Raw genomic sequence first — 23376 nt, forward strand, 5'->3', positions numbered from 1 at the left:
GCCTTTATCGCCGTCTACTCCATCTTGACCAGCAGGACCAGCTACACCAGGCATGCCTGTGGCACCGGTAGCACCGGTAGCACCGGTAGCACCGGTATCACCGTCAATGGCACAAGATGCTAAAATCATTGATGTTAAAAGAACAATACTAGCTTTGAGGGGAGTCTTTAACTTTTTTGCTGTTGATACAGCTGAAACTGAATGAATGTTAGGTGACATTCGTCTTCCTCCATGAAGAATTTATGATATTCCGTTGAGTACCGATTAAAATCTAGTACTGCTATATATAATCAAAAAACCTACATAAAGTCAACTATTATTAACGAAATATTGTTGGATGTATTATTTTGTTACTATCTAATGTATAAATACAAGAATGCTTGCAACATACCTAACAGTATTTGATTAAGAGTATTCTTTTCTTAGAAAATAATGATAAGATTTTAAAAAGCAAAAAAGCACCCTAGGGTGCTTTTTCATTTGTCTCATATAGTTATGTTAATTTATTTCTTTTCAGCTCCATAAGTACCTTGTGCTCCTCTACCTGAGTAGACTCCACCTAAATACTTAGCATCGTCACCATAAAAACCACCTTCAGTACTGTAAACTCCCTTTTTACCTGAAAACTCGTTACCTACAATATCCCCAGATATCCCAATGTTACCAGCTTGACTGAACTTCAAGTTCCCATCAACCTTCTTTGCAGCAAAGTCTGCTTTAAACTCAGCACTACCATACTGGATATTATTGTCTAAGCCAATTAATCGATAGGTCGCATCGCCACTATACGCTACGGTTCCTTCTGTAGGTAAAGTCAGTGTTTTATTGCCGTATACAGCTACACCGTTTACAGGAAGCTTAGTCTCACCTAAAGCCGCTGAGCCATCAATGTGACCAATTCGCATCTGAGTACCAAAATCTTTATATACTGATTTATAAGATAATGGAAGCTCCCCGAAAGATGTAGGTATACCTACATTATCATTATGGCTCTTAAAGCCATTTGTAGCATTAGAGTCACTAGTACTGGAAGTAGTGACTGTTACTTTAGGTAGTAAGCCTGAAGACGCAGAGTCAGCCCTTGCAACCAAACTGTTTGAATTAATGTCAAAATCACGAGTAGTTGTTACGAATGTTTGGCCTATTAACGCTTTAGCATCGATATTTAGTGTCTGTACACCTGTTTTGTTTACATCTGAATCAGAACCAGGCGTTGGCGTAGGCGTAGGCGTAGGCGTAGGCGTAGGCGTAGGCGTAGGCGTAGGCGTAGGCGTAGGCGTAGGCGTAGGCGTAGGCGTAGGCGTTGGCGTAGGCGTAGTAGGACTGCCATCAAATATATCGCCAAGATTATATGAATTATTGTTATCATTTCCACAGGCAGATAACATAATAGCGGTCATCAGTACCACGCTAGCTTTTAGGGTAGTACTTAAAGGCTTTGACGACGAACTATTAATACTTGAATGATTATTAGGAAACATTTTTATTCCTCCATGAATATTTAAATGATATTTCTTTACGTAGCAGTAGAAAATTAATTTTACTAATTACTTTTAACTTTTAGATTTCAACTTTTAAAAAGCTTATCCCGTTTATTAGATAAGCTTTCTAATTCTATCCAATATGATATTTATTATGGTAAGTTATTGACTCTGATAAGAAAGCTTTACACCAGCGATATAGCCGTCATTATCTTCAGCTTTACTAACGATACTCCCATTAGGTAATTGTCCTGTGGCGTCACCAAACTTAAGGTATTTGCCACCAACCGATACTGCCCATTCAGGTGTTACGTTATATTTGATACCGCCGCCGATACTATAGAAACCTTCGATAGTACCCAGTGAGCTCACAGGGTCACCTGCACCAGAATCATAACCGACAACAACCGAACCTGCTAGTTTCTCATTAAAACGTTTGGCTAAACCAACATCAACTTTCCATTGGTCTTTTTCGTAAGATAATAACGGAAGCCCTTCTGGCGCTGCAGCTTTAGAGTAGGCATTATAAAGTGGCGGTACAATAGTAAAATCACTCCAAGGTACCCAGCGTACATCTAAGGTACCTAATAGCTGATACTTTGCACTAAGACCCGTTTCAATATTTAGGTTCACTGATTCAGGCGTAGTGACAGTAGCTTCAGTGTTCGCATACTCACCAATAGATCTACCAAGCTCAGAGTTTGGATCAATTCCAAGTTTACCTAATGCGACACCTTTTAAAGGTGACCCTAATAATGGCACTCTTTCGCCTATATCAGTCTTATGTTCAATCTCAGAGCGATAAGTTAAAGCGGCTTTTAATGCTATTTCAGGTTTACTATAAGCAAGGCCTGCGACCCAACCATAGTCCGTATCTGCGTTGACGTTCGCATCATATCCTGTGAGAGGACCATAGGCTTGACCACGTAGATGCACATCTGCTTCTACTTTTTGCATAACCGGGCCACCATATACTTGGAAACCATTAGACTTAAAGCCTAATAAACCAGTCCAAGTCTCTGTTTTAACGCTCACATTGGTGTTTTTGTTATAGTCAGGATCTAAAACTGAAGGATTAATAAGTTCATTGGGAACAGAAGTACCTGTAGAAGAATCAGCGATTGTTTGTTTGCCTGCTTTAGATACAAACGTACTATCTCCTGAGTATTCTACCTCTGCACCAAAAGGTTCGTCATAGAATACACCGATACTGATATTATCGTTGATATCAGTTTTAACACCGTAACGCATAAAGCTGTAGGAATCTGGAGTAGCATTGCCGGTGGAGGCGCCTTTTTCGTATGCTGCTTCAGTTGAGGTAATACCATTACGAATCTCTCCAGTTGGAGTGACAATAGCACCCGCATTATCATGAGCAGATACATCGGTATCGATATAGGCAAAATCGACTTCTGCATAGGTGCCAGGATTAAAGAAACCTTTGATATCTTGACCTGAACGATCAAGACCGGCCGCTTGCGTAAGCGAGGCAGCAGATAAGGCAAACAGAGCTAAAGCAAGCTTAGAGATAGGGAATTTTTGAGACACTTAACATCCTCCATGAATAAAATAACTGGCAAAGAGCTGAATTACTTAGGCAACTTATGTAAGTAATTAAAGCTTATGCTTTGCAATCCTTTGCCAAACGACTAAAAAAATAAATGAGTGAATGTGACAACCGCTTACTCGATTTTACATTTCCTTATTATCAGACATTACTGCTATGTAAGTTAAGGTAACCGACTTAAGTATCATAATTAAAGTTTAGTGCGATAGCAATACTCTTTTAAGATTATTTAAGAATAAGCTAAAGTTTACAGAGTATACCTTAAAGTTATATTCGATATTTTTACAACACTAACGTCGCTTCATTAGTGAATTTTTTACGGAAAATTAGTTATAAAAAAGCAGCCTCTAGGGCTGCTTTATTTTAATAAACATTCATTTTTCATATTACCAATAGAGCAATATCATTAATTACCTTGGTAAGAAAGTTTCACGCCAACAATATACCCATCATTGTCTTGGAAATCGCCAACAATTTGTTGTGTTGGCAACTGACCTTTAGCATCACCGAACCATAAGTACTTACCGCCGGCTGATACAGCCCACTCAGGTGTGACGTTATATTTAGCACCTAGACCCACGCTATAATAGCCATCAATCGGACCTAGTGAGGTAGTTGGATCGCCTGACCCACTATCCCAGCCTACGGTACCGCTCACTGCTAAAGCTGGCATGATACGTTTGGCAAGACCAAGCTCTACTTGCCACTGGTCATCAGCATATTCTACTAGTGCTAAACCATCTGGACCGTATGCAGGGTTGTTCTTACTTACAGCATTATATAATGGTGGTACGATAGAAAAATCACCCCAAGGTACCCAGCGTACTTTTGCTGTAGCTAGAGTTGTTGGGTTAATGCCTGTCTGGAAATCAAAGTTAACTGATTTTGGCGTGGTGATTTCCATATTATTGGTTTGAGTTGCTGCCGCTGGATTACCCGCTAAAAGACCTGCTAGTGGATATGTTTCAGTTATATCCATGCTATGGTCAATCTCTGAGCGATACGTCAAAGCAGCTTTTAAAGCAATCTCAGGTTTACTATAAGCTACACCGGCTAACCAACCGTAGTCTTGGTCAGGGCTAATATGTGAAGTATAACCTGTCGCAGGTCCATACGCACTACCACGGAGTTTCACATCAGCTTGCACACGCTGAGCAACTGGACCGCCATATATTTGAAAGTTTTTATTTGCACCCACCTTCATACCCAATATGGCACTAATATTCTCAGAGCGCACCTCAACTTTTGTACCTTCGGTGTTAGCAAGCTGACTAGCTGCATAGCCATTTAGACCTTGCAGAGGGGCCAATTGTGCTTCGCCAGCTGCAATTTGTGCCTTTCCAGCTACGATTTGTGGACGTAAAGTAGATTCAAGTGCCGGATTTGCTGCAATGGCTGCCTCAGCTTGTTTTACTTGCTCTCTTCCAGCAGCAAGTGTCTGTTGGGCGCCTTTAACATATGTATCCAAACCTTGAGCAGTAGTGACTCCCGGTAATTTCCCAGCTAATTGTGATGTTATAAGGCCATCAATAGCAGCAGTCGGTGCACCGACAAAGTTACTATCGCCATTATAAGCCGCTGCTGCCCCAAAAGGCTCATCGTATAAAACACCTACACTAAAGGTATCATTGATATCGGTTTTCACACCATAACGGAAAAAGTCATAAGATTCAGCAACTTCACCTGTATCCCTACCTTGTACATAATTAGCATCATCAGTGGCGACACGTTGATTATCATAGCCACTAACATCAGCATCGATGTAAGTATAGACAGCTTCGGCATAAGTACCGTCTTGTAAGAATGCTGTGATATCTTGACCTGAACGATCAAGACCGGCCGCGTTAGATATGCTCGCGACAGAAAAAGTAGCTATCGCTACGGCAAGAGTTTTTAAATGAAAAGTAGCGCGCATTATATATCTCCAAACATCCTCGTTGTTTAATCGTTGTAATAATTCCAATTTAGCATTGTTACGCAAAATATAAGATTATGTAAACGATGTCCTGAAAATGATAGTAATGACTTTTTAACGCTAAAACAACACTTAAAACGCTTTATTTTTCTTTAATGACTGATTAGTACAAAATGCTAAATTTCCTTTATAAACAATAGTTTACTTTATAAAAAATTATTAATTTATATTCAATATTATAAGCAGACTTATATCTGGATTTACAAGTTCTTACTCTTCTACGAAAAGGACTTTATTCTCACATTCTCTTTATTATAAGAATAAAAAAAACGACCTATTAAGGTCGTTTTATATAAAGTACCACTTATACAAATCTTAATAAATTTCTGTTTTATTTAGACTGATAAGAAAGTTTGGCACCAAGAGCAAAACCGTCATTATCTTCAAACTTACTGACTACTTGTTTGGTTGGAATTTGGCCATCTGCATCACCGAACCATAAATACTTACCGCCAGCAGATACTGCCCAGTTTTCAGTGATATCATATTTACCACCTAAACCAACGCTATAGTAGCCTTCGATTGGACCGAGTGAAGTAACAGGGTTGCCTGCGCCACTATCCCAACCAACAGTACCGCTTACCGCAAACTTCGGTGCTAGACGTTTTGCAAGGCCTAACTCTACTTGCCATTGATCCTTATCGTAGCTTACCAATGCAAGACCTTTATCATCTTTTGTTGAAACCTTACTTACATCATTATATAACGAAGGTACGATAGCAAAATCGCTCCAAGGTACCCAGCGAACTTTGGCAGTTGCTAAAGTCGTTGGATTAATACCTGTTTGAAAGTCGAAGTTCACTGACTCTGGCGTATTGATTTCGATATCAGAATATCTGGTAGTCGATAGAGGTAAACCTACGGTAGCGCCTGCAGCGGTAGCTAAAGGAAAAGTCTCAAAAGCTTTTGTGTTATGCTTAATTTCCGAACGATAAGTCAAAGCAGCTTTTAAGGCGATTTCTGGCTTACTATAAGCCATGCCAGCAAGCCAGCCATAGTCTTGGTCTTTACTAAAATGGGTAGTGTAGCCTTTCGCTGAGCTGTATGCATCGCCACGCAATTTCACGTCTGCTCTTACACGTTGAGCAACTGGACCGCCGTACACTTGAAATTCTTTATTAGTACCAAACTTAGCACCAAGAATACCGGTAATACTTTCTATGCGTACTTCAACTTGTGTCGCTTCGCCTGCAACTGCTGCCAATCCTTTTGCAGCTTCTAAACCAATTAACTGACCTTGTGCAGCTTTGAGTTCTTCAGCTGACAAGCCACCTGGATTACCTGGAGCAAGAGCGCCTTGCAATTGCGGTATTAAGACAGAATCTACATACGCTTCGGTCAGATTAGGATTTTTTGTAAAGTCTTGAATAATGGCATCTGCATCAGTGTTAGTGATGAAATCGTTTTTACCAGTATAGTCAGCTGCAGCACCAAATGCTTCATCATATAAGATACCAACGCTAAAGGTGTCGTTGATATCCGTTTTTACACCATAACGGAAGAAGTCATAGTCTTCTGCGATGTCATCAATTTTATTACCTGAAGAGTCTTTACCACTAACATCAGCATCGATATAGGTATAAACGGTTTCGGCATAGGTACCATCTTGCAAAAACGCGGTGATATCTTGACCTGAACGATCAAGACCTGCCGCACTAGCGATACTAGCTGCAGAAAGAGCAGCCAAAGCTACCGTTAGAGTCTTTAGATTGAAATTTGCGCCCATTGTGTATCTCCAAACATCCACATTGTTTTACCGCTACACCGAACTTTGTTAGGTAGACAGTATCTAAGGTGAAGGATACTAATGTGTTTTTTTACATGAAAACAACCGAAAAATACATTATCTCTGCAATATGACTGGATAGTCAGCGAACCGTATATTTATGCCAAAAATTGCATATAAATATTCAATAAATACTATGCCATTATTTATTGTCTATATTGAGAATATCTTATTGTTAATAATGTGGTGGTCTATCTGCCATAACATCAAAAGGCGCTACACCGCCCTCCCCATCTTGGTTTTGCACTTGCTTATAGATAAACTGTAGTTGGCGCTGTAAGGTTTGAATATCTCTATCTTGGCGCGTAATCACCTCATCAAGCCGCTCCACGGTAACTTCAAGATGAGATAAGTTCATCTGCAACTCAATCACTTGAGCCTGTAAATCCGCTTGGCTATCTGCCAGCTGAGCTTGTTGATTAGGAGCGTTTTTTTCTATCGAATTTGGTTGATTCATATTTTTCTCAATAGTAGTTCTCAATAATAGATAGTATGGTTATTTTCTTTATTAAATCTCAGACCTAACCATTTAAAATAGACTTTATAAAATAGTGTTTATAAAGGCATTTACGCATACTACAGTTAGGTGGCAGCATGTTATACTGCTAGGAATTTTGCAACAACCCTTACCTCACTATTATATAAGCTTAAGATATTCTATGGCATTGATACATTTAAAAGATATTCACTTGGCCTTTGGCGTGGCTCCTATTCTCGATGGCATCGATTTTTCAATCAATGTAGGCGAGCGCGTTTGTTTGATTGGCCGTAATGGCGAAGGCAAATCTACCTTATTCAAACTGATTAATGGCTCATTGCAGCCTGACAGCGGTGAGATTATCACCAATAGCAGCATGCGTGTTGCGATGCTAGAGCAAGACGTCCCAGAAACCAGCGGTCGTATCCTGGACATCGTGATGGGCGGTAGCCGCCGTACCGCTGATTTGCTCATTAACTATAATAAGCAAGTCGATATGTGTGCCAATGGCGATATGGACGCTTGCGAGCATATGGCAACCTTGCAACACGATATCGATGCGGTACATGGTTGGGATTTAGAGCGTGATGCGACCCGTCTGATTACGACTATGGGACTCGACCCTGAAGCCGACCTGTCTTCATTGTCTGGTGGTCGTAAACGCCGTGTGTTACTGGCTCGTGCACTAGTCACTAAGCCTGATGTGCTATTACTCGATGAGCCAACCAACCATTTAGACGTTGAAAGCATCGAATGGTTGGAGCGCTTTTTACTCGACTGGCAAGGTCTGACGTTATTGTTCGTGACGCACGATAGAGCATTTGTTAATAAGCTTGCTACCCGTATCGTTGAGCTTGATCGCGGTCAATTGACCAGCTATGACGTCACCCAAGGCGCTAAAGGGTATGCGCGTTATCAAGAATTAAAAGAGCAACAGCTACTTGCTGAAGAAAAAAACAATGCTAATTTTGATAAAAAACTGGCGCAAGAAGAAGTGTGGATTCGTCAAGGCATCAAAGCCCGTCGTACCCGTAACGAAGGCCGCGTACGCGAGCTAAAAGCTCTGCGCGAAGAGCGTAAAGGCCGCCGCGAGCAAGTCGGTAACGTCAATATCACCATGGGTGAAGGCGAGAAAAGCGGCAAGCTGGTTTGTAAAGTTAAGAACCTGCATCTGGAATATGATGGCAACGTCTTAGTCGACAACTTTAGCACCATGATTATGCGCGGTGACAAAATCGGTATCGTCGGTCCCAACGGCGCGGGTAAAACCACGCTAATTAAAGCCCTACTCGATATGTCTGATGATGAAGTCACCAAAACAGGCACGGTCGAGCTTGGCACTAATTTACAAATTGCCTTTTTCGATCAGCTGCGTGACCAGTTAGATCTAGAAGCCAGCGTGGCGCAAAACGTCTCTGAAGGTTCTGACTTCGTCGAAGTTGGCGGGCGCAAAACGCACATCATGAGCTATCTGCAAGATTTCTTATTTGCTCCAGAGCGTGCGCGTACGCCTGTTAAAGCATTATCAGGTGGTGAGCGTAATCGCGTACTACTTGCCAAGCAATTATTAAAGCCTGCCAATATTTTGGTACTCGATGAGCCAACCAATGACTTGGATATGGCCACCCTGGAGCTTTTAGAAGAATCGGTCGCCAGCTTCAACGGTACTATCTTGCTGATTAGCCATGACCGCTCATTTATGGACAACGTCGTTACCTCTACTTGGGTATTTGACACGGATGAAAATGGTAATGGCATCGTCAAAGAATATGTCGGTGGCTATCAAGAATACTTGATACAAAAAAACCGTGAAGAAGAAGCGAAAGCTAAGAATGCTAAATCGTCTAACGATAATGCTGCTAGTAGCAAAGCTAACAATAAAACTACGGTCACGGCAAAGTCTAATACCGCTGCCAAAAAGCTCAACTACAATGAACAGCGCGAACTCGATAATTTGCCAAAAGAAATCGCTGCATTAGAAGCTGAGCAAACGGAGCTGGAAGAAAAGCTGGCTGATGGTTCTTGGTTTACGAAAGATATGGAAGCCGCTACGGCTGCCAGTGAGCGCTTATTAGTCATCGAAGATGAAATGATGACTAAGCTTGAGCGCTGGCACACGCTTGAGAGTTGATATTGTCTAGCGCTATTTATCACCGCATAACCTTATATCGAAAGTGGTTAAGGGTTATAAATAGCTTACGACCACTTACAACCGCGTAATGTGCGGAAAGTTAGTGAACATTGTCTTGATTTCAAGTATCATTCCCTATTGCTGAATACCCTTATTAATTATAAGGTCATTATTCATAATAGTCTTGTTGATAAAAAAGCGTACTTTAAGGTAGGTTAAATATTGATAATTAAGCAGTTTTAGACTAATTATCTTGTTTAACACTGAAGTACGCTTTCTCAAGGCTGCTTTATTTTTAACACAATAATTTATTTTATGACCGAAATAGCTTAGAATAGCAACAATTAGCAAAATTAGGCACAGCTAACGTGGCTTGATAATTGTCATTTTCTAAGCCACAAACCCAGTGTGGGATAATCCCATTTCATTCACCTGGAGGAAGTATTAATGAGCCATGCCGAAGGCGTTAACGTACAACGTCGTAGAGTTCTTATTGCCTCGACTGCCGTCATTGGTGCAGCTGGGGTAGCTGCTGTGGCGACACCTTTTGTCCGTTCTTGGACGCCGAGCGCAAAAGCCGAGGCTGCAGGCGCTGCAGTGACCCAAGATATTGGTTCTATCGAAGCAGGACAGATGATTGTCGTCAAATATCGGGGCAAACCTATCTTTGTGGTCAAGCGCACTGAAGAGATGCTGACCACCTTAGAATCAGTCAAGTCATTACTGTCAGACCCTGATTCAGATAAGTCGCTACAACCAGAATATTGTAAAAACCCTGAGCGCTCTTTATCACCAGAAGTTCTAGTGGTAGAAGGCGTCTGTACACATTTAGGCTGTGCACCAAACTACCGTCCTGATGTGGGCGCAGCTGATTTAGGCGGTAATGACTGGTACGGTGGATTTTTCTGCCCATGTCATGGCTCTAAATACGATTTATCGGGTCGTGTTTATAGTGGTGTCCCTGCACCGCTTAACTTACCAATCCCAGAGTACAGCATGGATGGTACTATCTTGACGATTGGGGAGGCTTAATATGAGCATGGGTAAAAAGTTAATGCATTGGGTGGACGCGCGCTTTCCTGCGACTGAAACCTATGAATATCATATGTCAAAGTACTATGCACCAAAGAACTTTAACTTTTGGTACTTCTTTGGTGTGTTATCAATGGTGGTATTGGTCAACCAATTGGTGACTGGTATTTGGCTAACGATGATGTACAACCCAAGTGCCGAAGGGGCATTTGCGTCTATTGAATATATCATGCGTGATGTCAAAGGTGGTTGGCTCATCCGTTATATGCACTCGACGGGCGCATCTGCGTTCTTCGTTGTCGTATATTTGCATATGTTCCGCGCCTTGCTATACGGTTCATACCAAAAACCACGCGAGCTTATTTGGCTCATCGGTATGGGTATTTACCTAGCATTAATGGCAGAAGGTTTCTTCGGTTACCTACTCCCTTGGGGCAACATGTCATTCTGGGGTGCTCAGGTTATTCTAAACTTACCTGCGGCTCTACCTGTCATTGGTGACGGTCTTGCTGAATGGGTACGTGGTGACTATATCATCTCAGGTATCACCTTAAACCGCTTCTTTGCCTTGCATGTGGTTGCTATTCCACTCGTCCTTGTCGGCTTAGTGTTTATGCATTTAGTGGCGCTGCATCACGTTGGTTCAAACAATCCTGATGGCATCGATATTAAAAAGCTAAAAGACAAAAATGGCGTACCATTAGACGGTATCGAATTCCATCCGTACTACACTGTGCACGATATGGTTGGTATTGTTGTCTTCTTTATCTGTTTCTTTGCAGTCGTATTCTTCTTCCCAGAAGGCGGCGGTTTCTTCCTTGAGCCACCAAACTTTGAAGCAGCGAATTCGCTAAAAACACCAGCACACATTGCACCAGTATGGTATTACACGCCATTCTATGCCATTTTACGTGCGGTTCCTGACAAGTTGGGTGGTGTGATTGCGATGGGTGGTGCGATTGCCGTACTATTCTTGATACCATGGCTCGACAGATCACCTGTACGCTCAATACGCTACAAAGGTATTCTGTCAAAGATTGCGCTTACTGTCTTTGCTATCAGCTTTGTCGTATTAGGCTACTTAGGTGCGACACCTGCAACCCCAACAGCGACGATTTTGGCACGTATCTTTACTATCCTGTATTTCTTGTTTTTCTTATTGATGCCGTTCTACACAGCTATTGAGAAGTGTAAACAGCCACCAGAACGCGTTACCGGAGGTCACTAATGAGCACGCTAATCAAATCCCTAGCTGGTCTAGGCTTAGGCGCGGCATTGAGTTTGACTGCTGGTAGTGCGCTGGCAGCAGGCGGCGGCGGATGTGGTACTTTTACCAATGCCGACGGCGTGGTAGAACATTTGGCTTGTAGTGAAGCCCCCATTGACTTTACCAATAAAGGCTCGCTACAAAACGGTGCGAAAATATTTATGAACTACTGCGCTGGGTGTCACTCAGCAAAGTATGTTCGTCATTCGCGCATTGCTAAAGATTTAGAGATACCGCCTGAGCTGGTTGAAAAGTATTTGATGGTCACCACCGATCAAATCGGTGATCATATCAATGCTGAAATCGATCCTGAAGTACAAGCATCATGGTTTGGTGCTGCACCTCCGGACTTGTCACTTGAAACAAGACTACGCGGTGATGACTGGGTTTATACGTATTTGCTATCGTTCTATGAAGATCCAAGCCGTCCTTGGGGCGCTAACAACTTAGTACTTGCAAACGCTGCTATGCCGCACGTGTTGCATAATATGCAAGAAACCTTGAGTGAAGAAGAGTTTGAATCTGAAGTTGGTGACTTGGTTAACTTTATGGCGTGGATGGCAGAGCCGGTACGTCATGACCGCCAAGTAATCGGTTTCTTTGTGATTTTATTCTTATTAGTACTGCTCATTCCAGTTTACTTATTGAACAAAGAGTTCTGGAAAGACGTAAAATAATAAAGCAATAAAGATCCAAAGTTAATCTAAAAAATAAGCACTACTTCGGTAGTGCTTTTTTATAGCTGCATAAATGGTTAACTATAAAACCTTCTGTTAACGATCGCCTCATGGGCAATGTTTACGTACACTACCTTGATAAACGCGGCGACATTGTTTACGATAATAGGCTTTACTCACACATTAGGCTTCCATGATTGATGCGAATGACATTCCAAGTAGTCAGCTGATTTTATACGCTGACGATGGCTACAACAGCCATGTGGTCCGCCTATTGCTTGAAGAAAAAAAGCTTGCCTATTATTTATCGCGGCTACATTCTGAGCGTCCGGAAGACTTGACCGAGCTCAATCCTTATCACACTTTGCCTGTTTTGCAACAGCGTGAGATTGCGCTATATGAGATTAACGTTATCTTCGAATACCTTGAGGAGCGTTATCATGCTAATAAACTACTGCCAGACACGCCGCAAGAGCGCGCCCAGTTTCGCCAATTGGCTTGGCGTATACAACATGATTGGTTGGTGCTCGGCAAACGATTGCTGTTGCATCCGGACAGTTTTAACAAAGCGCAAGCAGCCTTGGCGAAAAAGCAGCTAAGCGACTCCTTGATTACTTTGTCGCCCTTGTTTGCTCATAAACCTTATTTTATGGCAGATGAATTTGGTTGGTGCGACGTGCTATTAGCGCCGTTATTATGGCGATTGGAAGAGATGGATATTGAGTTACCGCGCGCTATCAGCCGCCCCCTATTTGACTATCAAAAACGGGTCTTTGAACGTGACAGCTTTCAAAAAAGCATACGTTAATTAGACAACCGCTGATGACTCCCCTAAAATAGACTCTGATATAGAATAGCGATATAGTGAATGATTTTTCTATAACCACGACTTTATCGCAAACGAGATAGTATTTAATAATAATGCATAAGGAAACCGAAAAATGAGCGAAGAAACCACCTCTATTACCCCAACACGTCCCTATATGGTGCGCGCGCTATATCAATGGATAGAGGACAATGCGCTCACCCCATACCTGATGGTAGATGCTACTGCTGACAATGTACAAGTCCCTAAAGAGCATGTCCAAGACGGACGTATCGTGCTCAACATTGCTAGCCGCGCAACCGGTAATATGAGCATGGAAAATGATTATATTCATTTTAGTGCGCGCTTCGGCGGTGTCTCGCAAGAGATTTGGGTACCATTGACGGCGGTAATGGGGATTTATGCCAAAGAAAATTCGCAAGGGATGTTTTTTGATCCCAATGAATATGATGATTATGTCCCTGAAGAAGATGCAGCGACTACCTTTAAGAAAAGTGCCGCTGCCCCGAAACCTAAGCGCGATAATAAAGCCGGGTTAAAAGTTTTAAAATAATTGCGTTAAAAAATCGACTTTGAAACAGCCAAAAGAGTTAGCCATAAAAAAGCCAGTCATATTCAATATACTGGCTTTTTTTATGGTCAGTCCAAAATACTAACAGACTAAAAAACACTTAATCTCTTGGCGTTTAAGTGCTTGATGATTAGGTTCTTGGCAGCGTCACACCGCGCTGACCTTGGTATTTACCGCCACGGTCTTTATAACTGGTCTCACAAACGTCATCGGCATCACTTTGAAAAAATAGCATTTGTGCCACGCCCTCGCCCGCATAAATACGCGCAGGCAAGTTGGTGGTATTACTAAACTCTAACGTCACATGCCCTTCCCACTCAGGCTCAAGTGGTGTGACGTTGACGATAATACCGCAGCGTGCATAGGTCGATTTACCAAGACAAATTGTCAGCACATCACGCGGAATACGAAAATACTCCATTGTGCGCGCCAAAGCAAACGAATTTGGCGGAATGATGCATTCGTCACCGATGACATCAATAAAACTTTTTTCATCGAAGTTTTTTGGGTCTACAATTACTGAATGCACGTTGGTAAAGACTTTGAACTCAGGCGCACAGCGTACGTCATAGCCGTAACTTGAGGTACCATAACTGACCAAACGCTCGCCGGCATCATTAAAACGTACTTGACCTGGCTCGTATGGTTCAATCATGCCATGTTCTTCGGCCATTTTACGAATCCAGCGGTCAGACTTGATAGACATTGTTGTTCCTTAAAAAATTTTCAATAGCCAATTTTTAATAGCCATTGCGATAATAGATTTTTGATAGCGACGATTATACGGAATTGACGGCGCAATTTATAGAGCGGCAACGACTTTAAAATTAAACCTGCTATTTATAAATGCATAATAGGCGCTCATCAGTTACCATTTAGCAAAATGATCTTCCGCCAACCCCATTACCTTATCAAGCTCAATCACCTCATCTGCTAGCCGTATCTCACCACTATAAAAACCCAGCCATTGCTCAAAAATACTGGCAAGCACACCGAAGTTATCGGTCTTTTTATAAACAGTAATCGGCGTAAAGGTTAAATCAATATCAACCTTACTCCAGCCGAGGTTCTGATGATAAATACGCCAAGTATGCTGCGCAGCTGCATCCAAATCTTGACGTATAAACATCACAGGCGGCAGATACACTATCTGCCCATCAAGCCAGCAAGCATTTTCACTGGCGCCGGTTTCATTGACGCCCATCGATAAGTTTAAGGTGAAATGACGGCCATCGGGCAAGTAGCTATTAATACAAGTCCAAAACCAATTGGTCTTGTGGCGCATATAGCCAAGCGTCCAATCTAGGTTGGCTATAGTGGTGGCGCTAAAATCGATTTTTTTGGACTGAGTATCCAGAGCTTTAGTATTAAATTTTGAATTATCTTTAATAAGTAGATGTCCAGATATTGCTGTCAGCGGCTCTTTTTGGGTAAAGGTCCAACCTCGCCTACCTGTCGGTGTACAGATAGCTAGTGGCTGTGATTGTCTTACTAAGGTTGTATTGAGTGCAAGGTTTTGACTATCTAGCACAACGTTAATCTGGGAAGGCGTAAAATCCAATGTTACGGTCAGCTTGTCATGAGTAAATGCCATTTGACCCTGATAACAATCGCCTCCTAATAAGGTCTGCCAAGTCAAAGGTTGCAAGGCTTCGCAAACTTCTAGCTCACTAGTTTCATCATTATAGAGATACACGAAGGCGCTGGTCGCAAGCTTAATCGTCGCCAGTGCTAGGCAAACTCGATAAGGCGCCTCGATAATTTGGATAAAACAAAATTGGTTGGCTTTAAGCGCTTTACGCCAGTTGGGCAGCGCTTTTTGCGAGATAAGATGGCTATGATAGTCAAGATAGTTGATGTGCTTAACGTTAGCAAAAACGCCAAAGTTAGGTTGAGCGTTTTGAATAAGCTGGTCAATCTTAACTACTCTCAAGTGATTAGCGATAGGTTGATGATTATTATTTTGCTTCATGGTTAAGGCATCCTAGCCAAAATTCATTACGAGACTACCTGTCCTTGGTAGTTGACTGTACTGCTAACTATTCTTCTTTTTGCTTGTCCTGAGGCAGCCCAAACGGCTTCACTAATAGCTTTAATCTCTATCATCGTCAAACCATCTATAAGCTCTTCTGTCACATTGACTACTGCAAAAGAACTTATTCCAAACGGATGCTTAGGAAATTTAAGCAATAAATCAGTAATTGCTTGTACTGCGGATAAAAAATCAGCAATCACCATGCGGCGATTGCTAAAAGCCGCATTAACCTGATGGCGTTTGCTACTGCCATCTTTATAGTAGCAAACAGCGCTTACTTGATTATTCGACAGCTCAATCACGTATATCGGCGGACGAAATAGCTTTAGGAGCCGATATTGCTTGGGGATATTGTCTAAATGACGTTGATAAGTCGATAAGCTCACGATACTTCCTTTTCAAAATTTAAAGTCACTTAGATTTTAATGTTTTATATGCTTAGGCTATTTTACTAACTTTAGAAGCCATTAAAAACTATTAGAAAATCCGCTTATCATCGACAGGTTTGGCAAATTTATTGATATTGGCTTCGATATTTTTCGCAATACTTAGATAATACGGCGCAAATTCATCATCGGCCAACACGCTCGGCTCACCTTTATCCACTTGGGCGCGAATACCACTAGCAAGTGGCAACTGACCCAAGAGTGGCACATGGTATTGCTCAGCGATTTTTTCGCCGCCACCCGTACCAAAAATCGCTTCGGTATGGTTACAGTTGCTACAGGTATGCAGCGCCATATTTTCAACCACGCCAAGTACTGGAATATTGGTTTTATTAAACATCTCGATGCCCTTTTGCGCATCAAGTAAGGCAATATGCTGCGGCGTCGTCACAATCACCGCGCCCGTTACCGGAATGCGCTGCGCCAATGTCAGCTGAATATCGCCAGTACCAGGCGGCATATCGATGACTAAGTAATCGAGCTGCGGCCAATTGGTTTGATTATAGAGCTGCATTAAGGCGCCAGTGGCTTTTGGTCCGCGCCACGCCACAGGTGTATTGTCGCTATCGAGCAAACTACCAATCGATAGCATTGCCAAACCATGCGCTTCAATAGGTACAAACTGCTCATTTTCTAGCTCGGGTTTGACTTTATCTACGCCCAGCATCGTCGGCATACTTGGTCCGTAAATATCAGCGTCTAGCACGCCAACCCGATTGCCTGACTTCTGTAATGCTAAGGCGATATTAACGGTAGTGGTTGATTTACCAACGCCGCCTTTACCCGAAGCGACGACGATAATATGGCGGATACGTGGATGCGCCGTTAAGGATGCTTGTGTCGGCGCTGCTTTCGTAATCGGCGGTTCGGACTGATTGCTACTATTTGTATTTGCAGAAGGTTTGGCCTGCTTTTCCATCGCGTTGGTGGTTTTTGGCATGGCTTTTGGTAGGCTTGACCCCGCGCCTTTTGCAGGTGCTGGCAGGCGCACATTCATATGAATCACTCTGATGCCATGCGGATGCAGTAGGTTGCCAAGCTCTTGCTGAATGGTCTCAGGATCGCTATCTTGCGGCAGACGCAAATCCAAAGTCAGCTCATCGCCATCGCGCTCTAGACCTGTGACCATAGTCGCAAGACTGCTATTACTTAAATGGTAATTGAGTAAAACCTGATCAACGGCGCTATCACGAGCCGCTTGTTGCTGCGGAGATTCGGATTTCGAAGATGCTCTTTTTTTTATAAAATTAAACATAGCTACCTCTACTACCTATATCGATGGTTAAATTTGGCAAAAACGATGAATCTTTTTAAACAATAGCTGTTTGAAATTGTTTAAAAAAACTCTTAGCTAAAACTTTAGCCCATAAAAATTTTGCCAAATGCTTTTATATAGATACAGTGTAGCTTAATGGGCGCTATAAAAAAACCACACTGTCAGTAGGTATGAGGGTCAAAATTGGTGTTATTTTTTTATTTAAGCGGTCTTATGTACATGACCGTTTATTAAACAAACTAACCAATTGGTAAAAACCTAGAAGCGATGAATAAATAAATCAGCACGCCCGACGCATCACTGATTGAAGTAATCAAAGGCGCACTGGCGGTTGCAGGGTCAAAACCGAGTTTATTGAGTATAAAAGGCAGACTCATACCAATGACACTACCAATCATAACGACACACAGCATACTTAGTGCCAGAACCAAAGAGACGGTCGCGTCACCACGCACATAGCCAATAAGGGCAATGGCAACGGCCATCGTCGCACCGAGTAGCAGTGCAACTAAGGCTTCGCGGCCAAGTAGCGAAAACCAATCACGCATCACCACATCACCCGTTGCTAAAGCACGTACCATTAAAGTCGCTGATTGCGAGCCGGCGTTACCGCCACTATCAACCAGTAGAGGCAAGAAAAATACCAATACTAAGTTTGCCGCAATGACGTCTTCGAAGTTAGCGATACTTAGCCCCGACAGTAAGTTGCCAAATACTAAAAACACCAGCCAAAAAACCCGCTTACGATAGAGAACGGTAATACTGACGTCTTTTAAGCGCCCGACCATGGTTGAGACACCGCCTGACTTATGAAAGTCATCGGTGGCTTCATCGCTTGCCACGTCCATCGCATCATCATGGGTGACGATACCAACCAACGCCCCACTGGCATCGGTAATGGGTAGGGAAATTAAGTCATAACGGGCAACAGTTTTCGCAACGTCTTCTTGGTCATCGTTGACATCAGAAGAGATGACCGAGCTGACCATGATGTCTTTAATCAGCTGCTCAGGCGATGATAAAATAAGCACCCTTAATGACACCACGCCCAATAGCTTACGCGCGTCATCAATCACATAAGCGTGATAAATAGTTTCGGCATCAGGCGCTTCTAAACGTAGCGCATCCAAGGCTTCGGCGACAGTCATCTCAGCCCCTAACGTCGCATAATCGGAGCTCATCAAGGCACCAGCCGTGCCTTCTTCATAAGCGGATAGACGACGAATATCCTCACGCTTTGCCTGCGCTAAGGCAGGTAATAGCACGTCGCGTTGGTCTTGACTCAGGCGCTTATACAAATCAGTTCGTTCATCAGATGGCATCTCGCCGACTATCTTGGCTAAAATAGCGCGCGGAAAGACATAAGCGAGTGCCACTTGACTATCAGGATCCAAATAAGCAAATATCGTCGAGCGATTGGGTAAATGCGCAAGGAGCTGCCAAGCGAGTTTGGGTTCAATTAATGCCAATAAATCGGCTATATCGATAGGACGCAGATCTTGAATCTCTTCAATCGCTTGCTCATACTGCTGCTGCTCAATAGCACGGCTTATTTTTTCGGCATAGGTCAACGCCAAGTCTTTATTATTCATCGCTTTTACTCCGTGCAGCGCAAAATGGGGCAACAGACGCTCATAAAAAAGAGCCAATATTATTGGCTCAAATTAACATAAAATCAAATGCTAAAGGATTGGTGTTTTATTAGCAAGCGAATGATGCTTAAACCAAGCAAACACCTCACAAAGTCGGATATTCATTTACTAATCGCTTTTGACGCACTCATTGCATAATGCTCACCGGCGTTTTTTCTTGTAACTCCTCAAAACTCACTCCTTCTGCCAGCTCAACCAATTTTAGACCGTTGTCAGTGACGTCTAATACGGCAAGCTCGGTGATAATACGATCGACCACCCCTTTACCCGTTAGTGGCAGCTCACAGTCGGCAAGGATTTTTGGCTCGCCATGTTTATTGACCTGTTCCATCAGCACAATCACTCGCTGCACGCCAGCCACCAAATCCATCGCGCCGCCCATGCCTTTGACCATTTTTTTCGGAATCATCCAGTTAGCCAAATCGCCGTTTTCTGACACTTCCATCGCGCCCAATATCGCCAGATTGACATGACCGCCACGAATCATCGCAAACGACTCTGAGCTACTAAAATAGCTGGCACCCGGTTCGGTGGTGACGGTTTGCTTGCCCGCATTAATCAAATCCGCATCGACATTTTCTGCCGTTGGAAACTCACCGATACCGAGTAAACCGTTTTCAGACTGAAGCCAAACATCGACGCCTTCAGGGATATAGTTGGCTACTAAGGTCGGCAATCCGATTCCTAAATTAACATAATAGCCATCTTTTAACTCTTGCGCGGCGCGCTGTGCCATCTGCTCTCTTGTCCATGCCATGATAATTTCCTTATTGTTTACAAAGCCTATTGTTATTTTTTCATTAAAACCATTAAATAATCTTTCATTTAAGCGCTTGTAGTGGCTGCTTTGGTAGTAGTTTTTTCAATACGTTTTTCGGGATTATCATTTAAGACAATACGCTGGACAAAAATACCCGGTAGATGAATCTCATCGGGGTTTAGCTGCCCTATCTCTACGATTTCTTCGACTTCCACAACTGTAACTTTACCCGCCATCGCGCAATCTGGATTAAAATTACGCGCCGTTTTATTAAAGATTAAGTTGCCGGCTTTGTCAGCCTTTTGTGCTTTAATTAGTGCCACATCTGCCCGCAAAGTATGCTCAAGTACATAGGTGCGACCATCAAACTCGCGCGTTTCCTTGCCTTCAGCTACTTGTGTGCCAACGCCAGTTGCGGTATAAAACGCTGGAATACCAGCGCCGCCTGAACGCAGTTTTTCCGCTAACGTTCCCTGCGGCGTTAGCTCAACCTCTAGCTCGCCTGACAGATATTGGCGCTCAAACTCTTTATTTTCACCGACATACGATGAAATCATTTTTTTGATTTGGCGCGTTTGTAATAGTAAGCCTAAACCAAAATCATCGACACCGGCGTTATTACTGATACAGGTTAAATCCTTGACCCCACTATCACGTAATGCTTCAATCAGCGCTTCAGGAATACCGCACAGTCCAAACCCTCCAATAGCGAGAGTTTGCCCGTCACTGACGATACCTTTTAACGCTTCTGCAGCGCTGCTGTATACTTTTGATTGACTCATGCTCATCTCCTTGCAAGTCACATTATTTTTTATATAGGTAATGTCTCATCGTTTATATAAGACAATACATTATGTATCGATATAACTAAATTACACTCTCTTTGCTAACCTAGCATATTATTATCCTAGCGACCAGATAATAATCTTAAAATACTTATATGCTAAATCCTTGAGTAACTGCGTAGCTGCCTGCGTGATTAAGCATCGATTTAATTACCAAGGTAATATCACAAAATCGGCCGAATTACGGTATCATAGGCGCACTTTTTTAATTCTTCTCTTTTTTAGAGTTATTGGACGTTTTAAGTGTTAATAATTTAGCATTGATAATACGGTGCTGACTCCTCATAAAGTGCTCGAGACGTTTGAAAATCAACCCGTTTATATAAAAATATAGGTGACAAAAGTGCGTGAGATTCTAGTAACCAGTGCTCTTCCTTATGCCAATGGCTATATCCATTTGGGGCATCTTGTAGAATATATTCAGACCGACATTTGGGTACGTGCGATGAAAGCACAAGGCCATCAGGTCACCTATGTCTGCGCTGATGATGCACACGGTACGGCGATTATGCTCAAAGCAGAAGCCAATGGCGTCACCCCAGAAGAGCAAATTGCCTCGGTAAAAGCCTCACATGAAGCCGATTTTGCCAAATTTTTGATTGACTTTGATAATTATCACAGCACCCATTCAGAAGAAAACAAGCATTTCTCTGAGCTGATTTATCGTCGCCTTAATAGCGCCGGACATATCAGTACAAAGGACGTCAAACAGCTTTTTGACCCTGAAAAGCAGCTGTTTTTAGCCGATCGTTTTGTCAAAGGAGAGTGTCCTGAATGCGGCGCGCTTGACCAATATGGCGATAACTGTGAAGCGTGCGGTACCACTTATGATGCGACCGACCTTATCAATCCGCATTCAACGCTATCTAATGCGACGCCCGTGCTTAAAACTTCTAAGCATTATTTCTTTGATTTGCCTGAGTTTGAGCAATTCTTAAAAGATTGGACGCGCAGCGAAAATCGCTTGCAAGTCTCCGTCGCCAATAAACTGCAAGAATGGTTTGACGCGGGTCTGACCAGCTGGGATATCTCGCGTGATGCGCCGTATTTTGGTTTTCAAATTCCAGATACCCCAAGCGATGAGCCAGAAAAATACTTTTATGTCTGGCTAGATGCGCCAGTCGGATATATGGCAAGCTTTAAAAACCTATGTGATAAGCGCGAAGGAAGCGATCAAGCGCTTGATTTTGACCGTTATTGGATGCAAGAAAACGAGCATAAAACCGAGGTGTATCATTTTATCGGTAAAGACATCGTCTATTTCCATGCGCTATTTTGGCCTGCCATGCTAGCCGGCAGTGAATTCCGTACGCCAACGGGTGTCTTTGCCCACGGTTTCTTGATGGTCAATGGCGAAAAAATGAGTAAGTCACGCGGCACCTTTATTAAGGCCGAAACTTACGCGGAACACTTACATCCTGAATACTTACGTTATTATTTCGCCAGCAAACTGTCTGACAAAGTTGAGGATATCAACCTTGATTTAGAAGACTTTATGCAAAAGGTCAACTCTGACTTGGTCGGTAAAGTGGTCAATATCGCCAGCCGTAGTGCCGGTTTTATCGTGAAGAAATACGACGGTATGCTATCGGAGATTTGCGTAGAATCAGAATTACTAGAAAATATCACCAAAACCGGTGATGAGATTGCGGCCGCTTATGAAAACCGTGAATTCTCGCGTGCGATGCGCTTAATCATGCAGTGTGCCGATAAGGCCAATGAATATATCGACGAGAAAAAACCTTGGTCGCTTGCCAAGATCGAGGGCACTGAGCAAGAAGTGCAAGACGTCTGCTCGGTGGCGATTAATATCTTCCGCCAATTGATGGTTTATTTGGCGCCAGTATTACCTGAGCTGACTGCTAATGCCAAAGAATTCTTAAATATTGACGATTTAAGCTTTGCTAGCCGAAATCAATGGTTACTTGGTCATAAAATCAATAAGTTTAAACCTTTGATGCAGCGTATCGAAGAAAAAGACGTTGCGGCAATGGTTGAAGACTCAAAGGCCTCATTGGCGCAAGCAGAAGCCCCTACTACTAGCAGCGATAATAATTCAGATAATAAAACAGCGGCAGTAAACACTCAGCCAGCAGAAAAGGCTGATACTGATACAAATGCTGAACAAGCTGACTATATCGGTATTGAAGACTTTGCCAAAGTTGAGATGAAAGTGGCGCACGTCTTAGCCTGTAATTATGTCGAAGGTGCGGATAAGCTTTTACAATTTACCTTGGACGTTGGCGAAGACAAACCGCGTAATGTCTTTAGCGGTATCCGTAAGTTTTATGAACCTGAGCAATTACTCGATAAAAAGGTGATTTGCGTCACCAATCTTGCGCCGCGTAAGATGAAATTTGGCATCTCAGAAGGGATGGTGCTATCAACGGGCAATCCAAAAACTCAGTTAACGGTGGTTACTTTACCGGACAACTGCGTTATTGGTGATGTGTTGGCTTAACTGCGATTGAACTTATAGAATAAAAAAGATGCTTTCGTGGCATCTTTTTTTGCCCAAAATTCATTGGTGACAAAATAAAAAGAGCATGGGCAAAAAATAAAAATATAGAC

20 protein-coding genes are annotated in these 23376 nt (G+C 42.7%); 7 read left to right on the forward strand and 13 right to left on the reverse strand.

The window, feature by feature from the left end; translation table 11 throughout:
- Positions 1–503 precede the first annotated feature (503 nt).
- The 6 genes from FOR85_RS12595 to FOR85_RS01825 form a co-directional block, all read right to left on the reverse strand.
- A complete protein-coding gene (locus tag FOR85_RS12595) occupies positions 504–905 on the reverse strand; it encodes a transferrin-binding protein-like solute binding protein (protein ID WP_190295474.1) in 402 nt (133 codons plus the stop codon).
- Positions 906–1189: 284 nt separating this feature from the next.
- On the reverse strand, positions 1190–1330 hold the full coding sequence (locus FOR85_RS12600; RefSeq protein WP_190295475.1) for a hypothetical protein: 141 nt from the start codon (positions 1328–1330) through the stop codon (positions 1190–1192).
- Between the two features lie 313 nt (positions 1331–1643).
- Positions 1644–3029 (reverse strand): hypothetical protein, encoded by a 1386-nt coding sequence (locus tag FOR85_RS01810; RefSeq protein ID WP_144296464.1) that lies wholly within the window; start codon positions 3027–3029, stop codon positions 1644–1646.
- 425 nt (positions 3030–3454) lie between these two features.
- Positions 3455–4963: an outer membrane protein transport protein gene (locus FOR85_RS01815; RefSeq protein ID WP_144296465.1), complete on the reverse strand. Its 1509-nt coding sequence runs from the start codon at positions 4961–4963 to the stop codon at positions 3455–3457.
- A gap of 391 nt (positions 4964–5354) precedes the next feature.
- The gene (locus FOR85_RS01820) at positions 5355–6749 is read right to left on the reverse strand and encodes an outer membrane protein transport protein (RefSeq protein WP_144296466.1); all 1395 of its coding nucleotides are present in this window, start codon (positions 6747–6749) and stop codon (positions 5355–5357) included.
- Positions 6750–6984: 235 nt separating this feature from the next.
- On the reverse strand, positions 6985–7266 hold the full coding sequence (locus FOR85_RS01825) for a SlyX family protein (protein ID WP_144296467.1): 282 nt from the start codon (positions 7264–7266) through the stop codon (positions 6985–6987).
- A gap of 202 nt (positions 7267–7468) precedes the next feature.
- On the opposite strand from FOR85_RS01825, the gene FOR85_RS01830 reads away from it, so the two are divergent.
- From FOR85_RS01830 to FOR85_RS01855, 6 genes are all read left to right on the forward strand, one after another.
- Entirely contained in the window at positions 7469–9418 is a 1950-nt protein-coding gene (locus FOR85_RS01830) for an ATP-binding cassette domain-containing protein (protein WP_144296468.1), read from the forward strand.
- 447 nt (positions 9419–9865) lie between these two features.
- Positions 9866–10450 (forward strand): ubiquinol-cytochrome c reductase iron-sulfur subunit, encoded by a 585-nt coding sequence (petA, locus tag FOR85_RS01835; RefSeq protein ID WP_144296469.1) that lies wholly within the window; start codon positions 9866–9868, stop codon positions 10448–10450.
- A gap of 7 nt (positions 10451–10457) precedes the next feature.
- Positions 10458–11678 carry a cytochrome bc complex cytochrome b subunit gene (locus tag FOR85_RS01840; RefSeq protein WP_373681934.1) on the forward strand — a complete coding sequence of 407 codons (1221 nt, stop codon included), beginning with the start codon at positions 10458–10460 and terminating at the stop codon, positions 11676–11678.
- Entirely contained in the window at positions 11678–12394 is a 717-nt protein-coding gene (locus tag FOR85_RS01845; RefSeq protein WP_144296471.1) for a cytochrome c1, read from the forward strand. Before FOR85_RS01840 ends, FOR85_RS01845 begins: the two co-directional genes overlap by 1 nt.
- 193 nt (positions 12395–12587) lie before the next feature.
- A complete protein-coding gene (locus tag FOR85_RS01850) occupies positions 12588–13202 on the forward strand; it encodes a glutathione S-transferase N-terminal domain-containing protein (RefSeq protein WP_144296472.1) in 615 nt (204 codons plus the stop codon).
- 133 nt (positions 13203–13335) lie between these two features.
- Entirely contained in the window at positions 13336–13773 is a 438-nt protein-coding gene (locus FOR85_RS01855) for a ClpXP protease specificity-enhancing factor (RefSeq protein ID WP_144296473.1), read from the forward strand.
- Positions 13774–13921: 148 nt separating this feature from the next.
- Here the strand turns inward: FOR85_RS01855 and dcd are convergent, their stop codons facing one another.
- The 7 genes from dcd to FOR85_RS01890 form a co-directional block, all read right to left on the reverse strand.
- On the reverse strand, positions 13922–14497 hold the full coding sequence (dcd, locus tag FOR85_RS01860; protein WP_102076576.1) for a dCTP deaminase: 576 nt from the start codon (positions 14495–14497) through the stop codon (positions 13922–13924).
- A gap of 162 nt (positions 14498–14659) precedes the next feature.
- Complete coding sequence (locus FOR85_RS01865; RefSeq protein ID WP_144296474.1) at positions 14660–15763, reverse strand: DUF2804 domain-containing protein; 1104 nt, start codon at positions 15761–15763, stop codon at positions 14660–14662.
- Positions 15764–15789: 26 nt separating this feature from the next.
- On the reverse strand, positions 15790–16212 hold the full coding sequence (locus tag FOR85_RS01870; protein ID WP_144296475.1) for a hypothetical protein: 423 nt from the start codon (positions 16210–16212) through the stop codon (positions 15790–15792).
- A 91-nt stretch (positions 16213–16303) separates the two neighbouring features.
- Positions 16304–17527 carry an iron-sulfur cluster carrier protein ApbC gene (apbC, locus tag FOR85_RS01875; RefSeq protein ID WP_144296476.1) on the reverse strand — a complete coding sequence of 408 codons (1224 nt, stop codon included), beginning with the start codon at positions 17525–17527 and terminating at the stop codon, positions 16304–16306.
- Positions 17528–17787: 260 nt separating this feature from the next.
- Complete coding sequence (gene mgtE, locus FOR85_RS01880; protein ID WP_144296477.1) at positions 17788–19140, reverse strand: magnesium transporter; 1353 nt, start codon at positions 19138–19140, stop codon at positions 17788–17790.
- A 187-nt stretch (positions 19141–19327) separates the two neighbouring features.
- Entirely contained in the window at positions 19328–19957 is a 630-nt protein-coding gene (locus FOR85_RS01885) for a CoA transferase subunit B (RefSeq protein ID WP_144296478.1), read from the reverse strand.
- Positions 19958–20025: 68 nt separating this feature from the next.
- Complete coding sequence (locus FOR85_RS01890; protein ID WP_144296479.1) at positions 20026–20742, reverse strand: CoA transferase subunit A; 717 nt, start codon at positions 20740–20742, stop codon at positions 20026–20028.
- Positions 20743–21148: 406 nt separating this feature from the next.
- On the opposite strand from FOR85_RS01890, the gene metG reads away from it, so the two are divergent.
- Positions 21149–23266, forward strand: a complete 2118-nt coding sequence (gene metG, locus FOR85_RS01895) for a methionine--tRNA ligase (protein WP_190295476.1) — start codon at positions 21149–21151, stop codon at positions 23264–23266.
- The last annotated feature ends 110 nt before the right edge of the window (positions 23267–23376 follow it).

The sequence above is a fragment of the Psychrobacter sp. YGAH215 genome (genome assembly GCF_007280595.1).
GTDB lineage: Bacteria > Pseudomonadota > Gammaproteobacteria > Pseudomonadales > Moraxellaceae > Psychrobacter > Psychrobacter faecalis.